At 38.9% G+C, this 14,317-nt stretch carries 14 protein-coding genes; 1 reads left to right on the top strand and 13 read right to left on the bottom strand.

From position 1 onward, the window contains the following. Window positions 1-10: 10 nt before the first annotated feature. The 6 genes from EII37_RS01645 to EII37_RS01620 form a co-directional block, all read right to left on the bottom strand. Window positions 11-547 (bottom strand): F0F1 ATP synthase subunit delta, encoded by a 537-nt coding sequence (locus EII37_RS01645; protein WP_124787374.1) that lies wholly within the window; start codon window positions 545-547, stop codon window positions 11-13. Then, window positions 547-1,041: a F0F1 ATP synthase subunit B gene (gene atpF, locus EII37_RS01640; RefSeq protein WP_020902744.1), complete on the bottom strand. Its 495-nt coding sequence runs from the start codon at window positions 1,039-1,041 to the stop codon at window positions 547-549. The genes EII37_RS01645 and atpF overlap by 1 nt, the downstream gene beginning before the upstream one ends. Window positions 1,042-1,054: 13 nt before the next feature. Then, window positions 1,055-1,765, bottom strand: coding sequence for a F0F1 ATP synthase subunit A (gene atpB, locus EII37_RS01635; RefSeq protein ID WP_000392870.1), 711 nt, complete (start codon window positions 1,763-1,765; stop codon window positions 1,055-1,057). 33 nt (window positions 1,766-1,798) lie between these two features. Next, window positions 1,799-1,999 (bottom strand): F0F1 ATP synthase subunit C, encoded by a 201-nt coding sequence (locus EII37_RS01630; RefSeq protein ID WP_001054560.1) that lies wholly within the window; start codon window positions 1,997-1,999, stop codon window positions 1,799-1,801. 314 nt (window positions 2,000-2,313) lie between these two features. Continuing rightward, window positions 2,314-3,600: a U32 family peptidase gene (locus tag EII37_RS01625; RefSeq protein ID WP_124787373.1), complete on the bottom strand. Its 1,287-nt coding sequence runs from the start codon at window positions 3,598-3,600 to the stop codon at window positions 2,314-2,316. 138 nt (window positions 3,601-3,738) lie between these two features. Next, complete coding sequence (locus tag EII37_RS01620; protein WP_124787372.1) at window positions 3,739-4,437, bottom strand: GntR family transcriptional regulator; 699 nt, start codon at window positions 4,435-4,437, stop codon at window positions 3,739-3,741. Between the two features lie 139 nt (window positions 4,438-4,576). Between EII37_RS01620 and guaA the strand changes: the two genes are divergently transcribed. Continuing rightward, window positions 4,577-6,139, top strand: coding sequence for a glutamine-hydrolyzing GMP synthase (gene guaA, locus EII37_RS01615; protein ID WP_124787371.1), 1,563 nt, complete (start codon window positions 4,577-4,579; stop codon window positions 6,137-6,139). Between the two features lie 703 nt (window positions 6,140-6,842). On the opposite strand, the gene EII37_RS01610 is transcribed toward guaA, so the two are convergent. From EII37_RS01610 to leuB, 7 genes are all read right to left on the bottom strand, one after another. Next, on the bottom strand, window positions 6,843-8,150 hold the full coding sequence (locus EII37_RS01610; RefSeq protein WP_124787370.1) for an McrC family protein: 1,308 nt from the start codon (window positions 8,148-8,150) through the stop codon (window positions 6,843-6,845). Then, the gene (locus EII37_RS01605; RefSeq protein WP_124787410.1) at window positions 8,137-10,059 is read right to left on the bottom strand and encodes an McrB family protein; all 1,923 of its coding nucleotides are present in this window, start codon (window positions 10,057-10,059) and stop codon (window positions 8,137-8,139) included. The genes EII37_RS01610 and EII37_RS01605 overlap by 14 nt, the downstream gene beginning before the upstream one ends. Window positions 10,060-10,207: 148 nt before the next feature. Further along, complete coding sequence (locus EII37_RS01600; RefSeq protein WP_124787369.1) at window positions 10,208-10,987, bottom strand: L-threonylcarbamoyladenylate synthase; 780 nt, start codon at window positions 10,985-10,987, stop codon at window positions 10,208-10,210. Between the two features lie 27 nt (window positions 10,988-11,014). Next, entirely contained in the window at window positions 11,015-11,608 is a 594-nt protein-coding gene (gene leuD / locus EII37_RS01595; RefSeq protein ID WP_124787368.1) for a 3-isopropylmalate dehydratase small subunit, read from the bottom strand. Window positions 11,609-11,617: 9 nt separating this feature from the next. Continuing rightward, window positions 11,618-13,000 carry a 3-isopropylmalate dehydratase large subunit gene (gene leuC / locus EII37_RS01590; protein ID WP_124787367.1) on the bottom strand — a complete coding sequence of 461 codons (1,383 nt, stop codon included), beginning with the start codon at window positions 12,998-13,000 and terminating at the stop codon, window positions 11,618-11,620. Window positions 13,001-13,003: 3 nt separating this feature from the next. Next, entirely contained in the window at window positions 13,004-13,273 is a 270-nt protein-coding gene (locus EII37_RS01585; RefSeq protein ID WP_124787366.1) for a DUF1294 domain-containing protein, read from the bottom strand. Next, window positions 13,270-14,307, bottom strand: a complete 1,038-nt coding sequence (gene leuB, locus EII37_RS01580) for a 3-isopropylmalate dehydrogenase (RefSeq protein WP_124787365.1) — start codon at window positions 14,305-14,307, stop codon at window positions 13,270-13,272. Before leuB ends, EII37_RS01585 begins: the two co-directional genes overlap by 4 nt. Between the last annotated feature and the right edge of the window lie 10 nt (window positions 14,308-14,317).

The following is a 14,317-nucleotide window of genomic DNA, read 5'->3' as shown; positions in this document are numbered from 1 at the left end:
ACACCACTTTCTATTTCAAATTTTCTTTAACAACTTTAAGTTGTTGTTTAATACTCACATCAATTGTCTTGTGATTGGCAAAAATGACAAAACCACCAATAAGACTTTCATCGATTTGTTCTTTTACACTCCTTACTTTAAGAGACATTTTTTTCTCAATCAAAGGGAGCAAGCGACTCTTCTGTTCATCAGTTAAAGGATGAGCTGAAGTAATCGTCACTTCAAATCGATTTGTTTCTTTTTCAAGTCGGTTCAAGCAATCTACAAGAATATCATAAAAAAGATTTGCTCTGTGATTGTAGATAAGAACCTGGATAAAGTTTTGCAATAAAGGTGACACTGAATCTTGGAAGAAAGTAATTGTTTTTTCCTTGTCAGACTCGTCTACTGCCACTTTTTTTAAAAAAGAAGGTAAGCCTGTTTCTTCAGCAACTTGCTTGATTTGAGCTAAGTCTGAAAAGATACGGTCTTCTTCTCCTTTTTCTATAACCAATTGGACAAAAGGCATGCTGTATTTTTCAATTACCTTTACTGTTTTCTTGTCCATTAAGCTTCTCCTAACTGATCGATATACTGATCAATAAGTTCTTTATGGGCATGACCGTCAAGGTTTTGTGAGATGATTTTACCAGCCAAGCTGATTGTCAAATCTGCTACCTCACCCTTAACACTTTGTAAAGCTTCAGCTTTATTTTGAGCAATTTCTTGGTTCGCTTTTTCTTTCAAGCGTCCTGCTTCTAGCTTAGCATCTGCTAAAATACTAGCTTTGCTTTTCTCAGCTGTTTCTTTCGCATTCTCAATGATTGTCTTAGCTTCTTTACGACTACCAGCCAATTCATCTTCGCGTTTTTGAGCCAATACTTCTGCTTTTTGACGTGCTTGTTCAGCTCCGTCAATATCTGCTGCAATTTTTTCTGCTCTTTGTTCGAAAATGCTAGCCAAATTTGACCAAGCGTATTTCTTAACCAAGACTAGCAAGAGAATAAAGGAACCAGCGATTAGTATAAAATCACCAAGTAATTCACCTACTGTTACATTCATAAACTACTCCTTTCTATTCTTCATCATTAATTTTATTTCCTAGGTACATTGAAGATAACAATGTAAATACATATGCTTGTACACAAGAAATAAAAACAGAAAATGCAGTCCAGATTAGATTTGTTCCAAAAGCAATAGGATACCAATAGAAGGCCTGATGAGAAAGTAGGACTAACATACTTGCCATCACTTCCCCTGCAAAGATATTACCAAAGACCCGCAATGCAAGTGAAAGGAGATTGGTAACTTCTTCCAAGAGATTCATTGGTGTCATAAAACCTGGTGTTACAAATGCTTTTAAATACTTTTTGATTCCACGACGACGAATTCCTTCTACGTGGGTCATTAAGATAATTGTAAAAGACAAGACCAAGTCAAATGACAAATTTGCTGTTGGTGAGGTCCAAAGATTTACACCATCTGTAGTCTGAATTCTAGCCATTAAGCCAATATTATTTGCAATGGCCATAAATAGGAATAAACAGAAATAAAAGAGAGAATAATCCTTTATCATTGGACCAAGGTTTGATTTTGTAAATCCAACAACAAAATCAAATAAATACTCTAATACATTTTGTTTTCCTGTGGGTCTCAAAGTCATATTTCGAGTTGCCCAATAAATAAAGCCAAAAATAAGTGCTACAGTCAACAAAGTCAAAACTACTATGGTTAAATTAAAGGTAACAGGACCAATATTGATGGTTGGATTAATACTTTCTTCCATCTAAAATCCTCCCTTTTTCAATTTATACTTCTTTTATTTGATGATAAATGAAAAGACAAGAGTAACGAAGAAAGTACCTTCAATAAAGGCAACCCCTAGGATCATCAAACTACGTAGTTCTGAGATGATATCTGGTTGGCGAGCAACTGATTTCAACAAACCGTTCATCAACATACCTTCACCAAGAGATACACCCATACAGGCAAGACATAGACCGAAAAATGTTAAATTCATGACGAATTCTCCTTTTAATTAAAATTTACTTACTTAGTTTAGTCCTAAAAATTGGATTTGTCAACTTTTTACTTACGTTGAAAGCGTTTAATGAAAATTATTTACAATTTTACTATTTTTAAGTCTATTATATAGAAAACTTTGTAAAAAACTTGTAATAAATCCGACCATTATCTTGACCTTTCTGAAAAGTAATGAAAAAATCCGAGATGAAATCTCGGATGGAAATTAATATATTTTCTTTAACCTAAGGTTCTTTAGTAAGTAGGATTAAAGGGAAAGCAACTAGAAAGCTTTCGTCTCCTACATGTTTATTAAGCACGCACTGTGACGCTAGTTCCATCTTCCTTATAAAGATTGATGAGACCTTCTTTAAGAGCTCGAACCATGTCTCCAGCTTGAACAGGTTGTGGGACTTTGATTGTCAAGAGTTCCATTGGATTTGGAGCGCGGTCTATTTTATTGCCTTTGGCATCATGTAAATTTTCGATATACGTTTCAAAATGACGGAAACCTGGGCCATAAAACTCAACTTGGTCTCCTTCGTTAATAACGTTCCGTTGACGAATAGTTGCTGTTTGTGTCGCATCATCATAAGAAACCACTTCAGCAACAAACTTATACTCAGGAATTTTACGACGAGCACCAAACAACTGCTCATTTTCCGATGGTGTACCGTAGTAGAAACCTGTTGCTAATTCACGTTGGGCAACCTTCCACATCTCATCAATCAAGTCTTGCTTGATAGCTTCAAACTTCTCTGGACTCTCTAGATAAGCATCAACAGCCGCCTTGTAGCAGTTGGTTACAGTTGAAACATAGTGAATAGACTTCATACGTCCTTCGATCTTCAGACTGTCCACACCGTTTTCAATCATATCTGGGATATGGTCAATCATAGACATATCAACGGCTGACATAGAAAATTCTTCAGGAATTTCACCCTTCAAGCTCTTGCGTTCTTTCCCAAATGGCATATCGTAAAGGTCGTACTTCCAACGACAAGACTGAGAACAACCACCACGGTTGGCATCACGCATACTCATATGGTTTGATAGCGTACAGCGACCTGAGTAAGAAATACACATTGCTCCGTGGACAAAGGCTTCAATCTCAACGTCTGTACGTTTGCGAATTTCTGCCAATTCTTCCATTGAAACTTCACGCGCCAAAACAACACGTGTTAAGCCCAGTTCTTTCCAGAACTCAAGAGTTTCATAGTTAGTCGCACTGGCTTGAGTTGAAAGGTGAATTTCAAGGCCTGGTGCTTCAGTCGCTGCAATCATAATCAAGGCTGGATCAGATACGATAACTGCTGCAATCCCGATATCACGCAGTTTACGGAACCACTCACCAGCCCCCTCTTCATTTCCTTCGTGCATAACCATGTTGGCAGCTACATAGACCTTTGCACCGTACTTGGCAGCAAACTGGACACCTTCTTCCATTTGTTCAAAGGTAAAGTTTCCTGCACGGCTACGAAGACCATAGGCCTGACCACCGATAAAGACAGCATCTGCCCCATACTGAACAGCTACCTTTAGCTTCTCTAAAGTCCCTGCAGGTGATAAAACCTCAGGACGTTTTAATGTTTTTGTCATGTTTTCTCCTATTTGCAATATAAAAGTTTGACGTTTTTCCTTCTCATTTTATAGTAAATAAGCGATAAAATCAAGCCTAGACAGATTGTTTTGACAATTCTAATCTTTTAAGAAAGCAAAAAACCTAGCCTTTCTAGACTAGTTATTCTCAAGATAAAATTCAAAACGTTCGCCAACATACTGACTTTTCACGTATTCAAAAGCTGTCCCGTCTTCTAGGTAGGAAACCTGAGTCAAACCAAGAATAGCATGTCCTCTTTCAACTTCCAAATAGTGGGCAATCTTTTCTTTAGCAAGACGAGCATAGATGGTCTGCTGTGATTTACCGATACGGTAGCCGTGTTTTTGCAGGGTTTGAAAGAAATGACTGGTGATTTCTTCTTTTTTAAAATTCTTAATAAATTTCTCAGGAATAGAAGCAACTTCATAAACTAAAGGAACTTGGTCGGCATATCGGACCCGCTCCATTCGGATAATATTGTCCGTTGGAGAAATTCCTAGCTTGGCAACTTCCTGCTCATTGGGAATGGTTTTTCTGTAGGAAATGAGCTGGCTAGAGGGTACTTTACCTTGGGACTTAACAATTTCAGTAAAACTGGTTGTCCCTCGCATCTTTTCTTGTACCCGAGTACTAGAAACAAAGGTGCCACTTCCTACGCGGCGCTCTAAGACACCTTCTTCAACTAATAGAGATACAGCTTGGCGGAGGGTCATGCGACTGACCTCAAACTGCTCTGCTAAATCTCGTTCACTAGGAAGCCTCTCCCCAATAGCCCAACGGTGATCGTCAATATCCTTTTTAATCTGATCATGGATTTTCATATAAGCAGGTAGCATATTTTCACTTCATTTCTATCTTTTCTCTATTGTACCCCAATAAACTAGAAAAAGTCAAACTTCGCCTTGTTTAGTTGGTAATTCGCCCTTATTTGTGTTAGAATATTGGAAAAGATATTTCTTTTGAGAAAGGAAAAAGATGAGTAACATTTCAACTGATTTGAAAGATGTCGAAAAAATCATCGTATTGGACTATGGTAGCCAATACAACCAGCTGATTTCACGCCGTATCCGTGAGATTGGTGTTTTTTCAGAACTAAAAAGCCATAAAATTTCAGCTGCTGAAGTTCGTGAAATCAATCCTGTAGGAATTATCCTTTCAGGCGGACCAAACTCTGTATACGAAGATGGTTCATTTGATATTGACCCAGAAATCTTCGAACTTGGAATTCCTATTTTGGGAATTTGTTATGGTATGCAGTTATTGACCCATAAACTTGGAGGAAAAGTTGTTCCTGCAGGTGATGCTGGAAATCGTGAATACGGTCAATCAACCCTAACTCACACACCATCAGCTCTTTTTGAATCAACACCTGATGAACAGACTGTTTTGATGAGCCATGGTGATGCAGTTACTGAGATTCCTGCTGACTTTGTTCGTACTGGAACATCAGCTGACTGCCCTTATGCAGCCATTGAAAACCCAGATAAACACATTTACGGTATCCAATTCCACCCAGAAGTTCGTCATTCTGTATACGGTAATGACATCCTTCGTAACTTTGCCCTTAACATCTGTAAGGCTAAAGGCGACTGGTCAATGGATAACTTCATTGATATGCAGATCCAAAAAATTCGTGAAACTGTTGGTGATAAACGTGTCCTTCTTGGCCTTTCAGGTGGGGTTGACTCATCTGTCGTTGGAGTTCTTCTCCAAAAGGCTATTGGCGATCAATTGATTTGTATCTTCGTAGACCACGGTCTTCTTCGTAAAGGTGAAGCAGATCAAGTTATGGACATGCTTGGTGGTAAGTTTGGTTTGAATATCGTCAAAGCAAACGCTGCTAAACGTTTCCTTGATAAACTTGCTGGCGTTTCTGACCCTGAACAAAAACGTAAAATCATCGGTAACGAGTTTGTTTATGTCTTTGATGACGAAGCAAGCAAGCTAAAAGATGTAAAATTCCTTGCTCAAGGTACCTTATATACAGACGTTATCGAATCTGGTACAGATACAGCTCAAACGATCAAGTCACACCACAACGTGGGTGGTCTTCCAGAAGACATGCAGTTTGAATTGATTGAACCACTCAATACTCTTTATAAAGATGAAGTTCGTGCCCTTGGTACAGAACTTGGCATGCCAGACCATATCGTATGGCGCCAACCATTCCCAGGACCAGGACTTGCTATCCGTGTCATGGGAGAAATTACTGAAGAAAAACTTGAAACAGTTCGTGAATCAGATGCTATCCTTCGTGAAGAAATTGCCAAAGCTGGTCTTGACCGCGATATCTGGCAATACTTCACAGTTAATACAGGTGTTCGTTCAGTCGGTGTTATGGGTGACGGTCGTACGTATGACTACACGATTGCAATCCGTGCCATCACCTCTATCGATGGTATGACTGCTGATTTTGCTAAGATTCCTTGGGAAGTCCTTCAAAAGATTTCTGTACGTATCGTAAACGAAGTGGATCACGTTAACCGTATCGTCTACGATATTACAAGTAAACCACCTGCAACCGTTGAGTGGGAGTAAAATAATAGTATAGAAAGTTCTTAGACTAGAAGTTTCTAAGGGCTTTTCTTTTGCACTGGTCATATACTAGATATAAGATTTCCCCTATGTTTCACAGAGGAAATCCAGACTACAACAGCAATTAATTTATTTTTTACACGCTTGATGATCTTATTAGTCAAATCATTTTATTAGTCAGGTTGAACGAGACATTGATTTTCCTTCATCTGTAGCTTTGTTTCAGATGCTTATTTCAATGATAAAGGGTGCTCTAGTTTTAAACCTACTATATACTATTCAAAAACTCTCATCCAATTCTTATACAATATTCCATCCATGTGCCAAATTATAAAGAACATTAAGGACAATACCTCCTATCACTAGTTTTTGTTTTTTTAATTTGAACAATGATATTAATATTCCACATTTTATGACTTATAGAAAGAATTACAGTCGTTATTTTCAAGATTAAGAATCCACCTTGACCAAGATATTACACTTGTATTCACTTATACTTGCCCTCGTGGAAAGAAAGGGAAGCTTCGTACTAGAAACTGTAGCAGAGACTAAAAGAAAAGGTGGATTGGCTTCTTGGTACAGACAAAGAATACCACAATCTACGTTACACAAGAAAAGTTGGTAAGTCCAAGCTGAAGATATTAAAAAGACAAACACTAAAATGATGTTTGTCTTCGGTTTTTATAGAGGAAATTCTTTACACTCTCTATTTATTTCCCGCCACTTCCTCATCAATATTCCTTTTAAAAATTTCCTCGCAACTTTCCATCTTTTCACAAAACTCACTGTAGGATGAAACCTTCTGAGGGATTTGGATAGAGCACTTTTTAAGCAAGACTCCGTGCCCCTCTACTTTTCCTATTTCTCTATTTACTGACTGCTCTATACTAGGAAAAATTAGTCCAGCGTTCTCAGCTTCTAAAATATAAGAATAGGAAATCAACTGGAACAAGTCCTCACGGTTGATTCCTTTTTCAGTATCTTCAAGTTTTTTATATTTAGCATCTAGAACAATCTTTCGTTCTCTATCATAAAAATCTGGATAGACTTTTCGTTTCCCATCAGAAAATACTAGGATACCTCCTTTCTTTTCTTTATTCCGAGGATGCAAAAATCCTTTTGGTAACAAGGTGTAAACATACTCTTCCCAAAGCCAGGAAACATCAAAAATAATACCGTGGATTTTTTGCTCTTGGTATCCTAAACCATTCTTTTCTCTATTTAGGATCATCAGGCAAAGCTCTTGCAACTTTCTGTACTCTCGAAAATAAGCATGACGAAGAGGTTTGGTTTTATTTATTCTGATAAATTTAGCACAATCAGCTAGTTTATAAGCTGAGGTTACACGCGTAACTTCAGCTATAGTTTCACGATTATTATCGAGCATAACTCCGAAACTTTTTTGAGTCTTTATATACTCAATCGTATGCCGAATCAACTGCATGAGTGGATTATCATAGGCAAACTCTCTTGTTGTATAGGCAATATTTCCCGTAAAAGGAAGATTTTTCTTAAGATGATTTCCTACATCAACGGCTCCCTTTACATGACTATCGTTATGGAAAAATCTCTGGTATTCCTTATAAAGACCTTTTCGAAGAGCGGCTTGCAAATACTTTGGAAAGAGGTAAACCAAGAGTTGATAGAGTTTATCCTCAGGAGATAGACCAACATCCAAACTAGTCAGATTGATATTGAGAACCTTTTGTAAGAGATAATGCAAAAAGTAGTCGTTATATTTATCAGAAAAGCGAGAAGAAATCGTTAATCTCTCCTGATTACAACCCAGAAAACCAATCACATTACCTGTTTTAATTTCCTGATTGATTGTTTCAAAAATCTTTTGGTCCTTATCCAAATCAGGAGTATGAGTCAAATCATTTGGAAAAATAAAGATATTGTCCTCTTTAGAAAGGTTATCCAGTGTTCTATCAAGAAGTGCTTGACTTAGTTTGGGATATTCTGCGACAAAATCTTCCTTAGTAATTCTATGCTGATTATCAGTGATTCGCATCATTATCACCAGTATCTTGGGGTTCTGTTTGCTCATTATTTGTCAGATCAAATGCATTTTTCAATGTTTCCAGAGTTTCATCCTCTTCATAAGAACCCCGTAAGTAATCTTCCAAAAGCGGTTTGAGGTAATCAGACCAGAGTAATTCATAGTCAAAATCTACATCCTTCAACTTAAGGAAATAACTTGGTCCGATATGATAATGACTGTTTAGCTCCTGAACGTTCTCGATAGCAGCATTTAAGTTTCTTAAACGTTTTTTCGCTTCTTTTGCTTCATCACCGAGAACATCGTCTAGCATACTAACTTGACTCTCGGCAGTAACTTCAACAAAACGGAAGCGACGACGCATAGCAAAATCAAAGGTATCCACTGAGCGGTCAATATCATTCATAGTTCCGATGATATAGACATTTTCAGGGATATAAAACTTTTCATCAGTTTCGTGTAGATTTGCATATTGGGTAGAAACACATCCCTTTTCACCACGATAGCCAGGGTCGATAGAGAAAAAGAGTTCGCCAAAAATCTTAGAAATCTCACCACGATTGATTTCATCAATGATGAAGACGAATTTCTTGTCTGTGTTGATCTCTGTTGGAGAGATATAGTCTTTCAAACCAAATCTTTTCTTTAAAATTTCAAGGACTTTTTTTCCTTGGTTACGATAATAGGGCTGTTTCAGATATTTTTCATCTTTATAGAGTTCATAAACATAAGATTTTGTTAAGCAAGTTCCTTGGGACTTAGTTTCATAATTGATATTAAAATTATTTCTACTATTTACTGTGAGATAGGAAAATTCTGTCAAATATTCTTTTTCATCTCTGCTATTTACATATTCAAGATAAAGATCCCACGCTTCCTCAAAATTATCTTGGCCTCCAGTTTTCTGAGCTTCTTTCGCTCTCTGACAAAAATCTTTAAAAATACCATCTTGTAATTTAAATTCAATAGCTCCATCCCCATTTGATACCGGTCTCAACCCCTCTACAAAATCCGTATAATCATAGGAAGGGTGAAATTGTACAAAGTCGATTTGATCTTCATTACCACCAGTTAGCTCTGCCGCAATTTCTTTAGCAAGATAAGTTTTTCCTGTGCCAGGAGCACCACGGAGGATGAGGTTTCTGGATTGTAGTAGAGTTTGACTCAATGGATGATAAACCTTATATTCTGCAGACATTTTTTCTTCTTTCTTTTCTTTATCGTATAGAAATTGTGTTGAATATTCAAATAAAATGCTTCCCAAAATTGAAGATTCTAGTTCAGGATAGGTTTTAGAAAATAGTTTACAAATCTCATGATTCTGACGATAGGGTCCTCCTTGATTACTTTGAGGAATCAACCTATTCCAAAATTCATTCTGACTATTCATATTTGCTCCTAAAAAAGAATTGTTCTCAGAATAAATACAAAGTAGTTTTGTCACCACAGCAGAACGACCAATAAATTCATTTGTGGACTTTTTCATATCAAATATAGGATTGTCAAAATCAAGTTTACTACCGATTTGAATAATCTGATACAGATCTCTTTTTAGTTTATTAAAACGTTGCTCCAATTCAGATATAGGAATGATTTTATTAGCTTGATTTTTATAGCTTTGAGTATCCTCATTCCAATAAATACCAAATTTTGAAGAGCCTCCTCCTCCAATACCTAAAAATAAAGATTTGTATTTCCCCCTCTCAAGACTATAGCAAAAAGAATTACTTTTAGCACCTTTCCCAATAACATAATCATCAATAGACATGGTTAAAATTCTATCAAGTGGCCACTCTTTAAGAAATTCTTCACGTAATTGTTCATTGTAAATACTATATTTAGATGCATCTTCTCTTAATCTTATTTTATTTTCTTGGTACCAATCATAAAAATCTTCCAAACTAATTTTTCTTTTCAGCATCAATCTTACTCCTTTTATAATAATGTTCGAATAAAAAACTAGATATTTCATATATAGAATATCATACCCTATAAAAAAGAAAAGAATTTCTAAAGAAAATCCTAGTGTAGAGTGGGGTATTCCCTCATAACACTAGACTTTTTTTCTCCTAATAATACTCGCCCTGACGATAGTCCCATGAGTTAAAGGTGTCTGACAGGTGCATCATAATCTTATCAATGTCAAGCCCTTTGCGGATTACAACTGGAGCTGGTGAAGTTGAGCGTGCTCCTCCTTGTTCTGGGATGAGTTTGCCGTCTTTATCGACCATAGAGACCATCACACCTTGCTCGTAGCGAGTTTCAATCGTTTTGTCAGGCTGGATTGATGCCACATAGTCGTCTGCCTCGATAACAAGGTCAACTGCCCCTTCGATGCGTTCTCCGATACCTTCTACCTTACCACGGTTTCCTTTTCCAGATGGGTTAGCTGATGAGGCATAAACCATCTTGCCTTCTTCCCAAAGTTTGGCAGCCAATTGTTCACCAGCTTTCCCAAACTTGATAACAAAACAGCTAGTACCACGAACGTCAGTCATCAGTTCTTCACGACCATCCCCGTATGCTTTAAGTTTTTCAAAGGCTTCTGGTTTCCAAGGAAGGATACAACCAAGAAGAATATCTTCGTCCCAATGTTTTTGGTAGAAGGCTTCAATTTCTGGGTTGAGTTGTGCTAAGGCGCGAAGCTCATCCATGCTACCGCAGAGAACAACACCTGGTTTGTTACGGTTACGTTCTTTAGCTTCAAACTTACGTTCAAGTCCTACCTTATCGCTAGTCATGATGATATAACCGACTTTTGTAGGGCAAACGATACATCCGCCCTCACCTTTTAAAATGTCATAGCCTTCTTGTGAAAGTGTTCCGTTCCATTGAATGTGTTTTGTCATAGTTCTATTTCCTTTTCTATTTTTCTTCTAATCCTGCCAGTAGGCTGGTCGTTGTTTTTCATAGGCAGCAATCAAATCTTCATACTGCAAGGTAATACCGATATCATCCAAACCATTTAAGAGTTTGTGTTTCCATTCACTATCGATTTCAAAAGTGAATTCTCCAATTGGTGAGATGATTTTTTGTTGTTCCAAGTCCACAGTTACCTGATCAGTTGGTTTCAAGTGGGCTAGTTTCTCTCTAACCTCTCTAGGCTGAACAATTGGCAACATTCCATTATTGAGTTCATTATTGTAATGAATATCCCCAAAAGACCCTGCAATCACGACTTTAAAACCATAGTCCGCTAGAGCCCAAGCTGCGTGCTCCCTCGAAGATCCTGCCCCAAAGTTATCCCCTGAGATGAGGATAGTTGCTTTACGGTATTCAGGTCTGTTAAAGACAAAGTCTGGATCCTCAGTATAGAGATCATCCAGATAACGCCAAGCATACATGAGGTACTTACCAAAGCCTTTTTTATCAATTAACTTGAGAAACTGCTTGGGAAGGATTTGGTCAGTATCAATGTTATCATTCATGAGAGGAACAGTCGTTCCCGTATAAACTGTGAATTTTTCCATATCCTCTCCTTACTGAGCTTCTGGCATTTGTCGAACATCTACGAAACGCCCTGCAATAGCTGCCGCAGCTGCCATAGCTGGACTGCAGAGGTGGGTCTTAGCACCAAAGCCTTGTCTATCTTCAAAGTTTCGATTGCTGGTTGAGGCGCAGTGAACGCCATCTGGAACCTTGTCTGGATTCATCCCTAGGCACATAGAGCAACCTGGGTCTCTCCACTCAAAGCCAGCATCTAGAAAGACCTTGTCCAAACCCAACTTCTCAGCAGCTCGTTTCACAGGACGAGAGCCCGGAACCACGATAGCCGTTAAGTTGGGGGCTATTTTCTTTCCTTTGACAAATCGCGCAGCCAGTTGCAAGTCGCTGAGACGAGCATTTGTACAAGAGCCGATAAAGATATAACCTAGTTCAATATCTGCTGGCTTTTGACCAGGCTCCAAGTCCATGTAATTGTAGGCTCGCTCATCATTCATATCTTTGATTTCTGGGAAGATACTGTCAAAGTCAACCCCCATAGCAGGATTGGTTCCCCAGGTCACCATAGGAGCCAAGTCTGAGACATCCATCTGGATAACCTTATCGTAAACGACATTCTCATCACTGACAAGATTCTTCCAATCTGCCACAGCCTCTTCAAAGTTCTCTGGAACACATTCCCGTCCCTTGAGATAATCATAGGTGGTTTGATCCGGATTCATGATTCCCATCTTGGATCCAAACTCGATGGACATATTGCAGATGGTCATGCGTTCTTCCATGCTCAGTGCATCAATTGCTTGTCCCCGATATTCCACCACGTAGCCTACACCGCAAGCAACGCCGTACTTGGCAATCAAGGCTAAAATGAAATCCTTGGAATAAACTCCTTTTTGAGGAACTCCAGTGAATTCAACCAACATTTTCTTAGGTTTAACCTGCCAGAGGGTCTGGGTAGCGAAGACATGCTCAACTTCACTGGTCCCAATTCCAAAGGCGATAGCTCCGAAAGCACCGTGAGTAGCCGTATGGCTGTCTCCACAGACGATGAATTTTCCTGGTTGAGTTCTTCCAGTTTCTGGTCCAACCATGTGAACAATTCCTTGTTTTTCAGAACCGTGGGCCGCATGTTCAATCCCAAACTCCTCAACATTTTCAGCCAGCTTATCAATTTGCGCCTTGGAAATGACATCTCGAATATCGTAGATATTGACCGTCGGGACATTGTGGTCAAAGGTTCCAAATGTCAAGTCTGGTCGTCTCAATCTGCGTCCTGCATCTCGTAATCCTTGAAAAGCCTGAGGGCTGGTCACTTCGTGGATATAGTGCTGATCCACATACATGAGTTGCGGCTGCCCCTCTTCTCCTGTGATGACATGACGGTCCCATAATTTATCAAAAATCGATTTTCCTGCCATCCATTACCTCCAAATAAAATATAAGGCTACTAGTGTGGACACCATCCCGAGAAACCAAACTGTTTTAAAATACCATTTTCGAGTCTTGTGGTGAAAGATGATTCCTGCTAGCCAAGCACCAAAACCACCACAAGTAAAGGATAAAATAAGTAAGATTTTCTCAGGGATGCGCCAAGCTCTTCTCCTTGCCTTGGATTTGTCAATACCATAAATCAAGAAAACCATGACATTCCAAATCAAAAGGACTAGAGTAATTTTTTCGTCTAACTTCATAATCTTGCGATAATAGCTTCCGTCATTTCCTTAGTCGAAGCCTGTCCTCCTATATCTCTCGTTAAATTTCCAGATGCCAAACTTGCCTCAACAGCATGCTCGATACGCTCTGCATCCTCATAACGACCAAAGCTATCTCTCAACATCATGGCAACTGACAAAATCATGGAAATAGGATTGGCAATTCCTTGATCAGCAATATCAGGAGCTGAACCGTGAATGGGCTCATAGAGACTTGGGCCATTTTCAGAATGACTGGCTGATGGCATAACCCCAAGTGTGCCAGATAGAACGCTTGATTCATCAGATAGAATATCTCCGAAAAGATTCTCCGTCACGATGACATCAAACTTAGCAGGATTGGTAATAATAAGCATGGCAGCTGAGTCGACTAGCTGGTGTTCCAAGGTCACATCTGGGAAATCCTGTGCGACCTTCTCAGCTACTTTCCGCCAGAGTTTTGAGGTCGCTAGAACATTTTGCTTATCGATACTAGTAAGGATTTTTCTCCGACTTCTTGCGATTTCAAAGGCTTTGCGAATAATCCGTTCCACTTCCTCATAGCTATAGTCGTTGATATCACGCGCTTTTTGCTCTTCGAGAATATGATCTCCGAAGTAGATCCCGCCTGTCAACTCACGCACCACGACAAAGTCCACACCAGCAATTCGTTCTGGTTTGAGAGGTGACAAATGCTTAAGACTATCAAAGATTTTTACAGGGCGAATATTAGCATAGAGATTGAGTTCCTTACGGAGAGCCAGCAAGCCTTGTTCAGGCCTAACCGCTGCTCCATCATACTGAGGACTTCCGATAGCCGCTAGTAGAATGGCATCTGCTTCACGACATACCTTGAGGGTTTCATCAGGTAAAGGATTCCCTGCAGCATCGATACCTGCACCTCCAAAAGGTCGTCTATCAATCTCATAATCAAAACCTGTTTTTTCAGCTAGAGCTTCCAGAACCTCTAACCCAGCCTCCATGATTTCTGGGCCGATTCCGTCCCCTGCTAGAACTACTATTTTCTTTGTCATAGCATTCTCC

Source organism: Streptococcus sp. OH4692_COT-348 (genome assembly GCF_003859975.1).
GTDB lineage: Bacteria > Bacillota > Bacilli > Lactobacillales > Streptococcaceae > Streptococcus.
The sequence above is the reverse complement of the archived record's forward strand: the minus strand, read 5'-3'. Positions and strand labels throughout refer to the sequence as shown.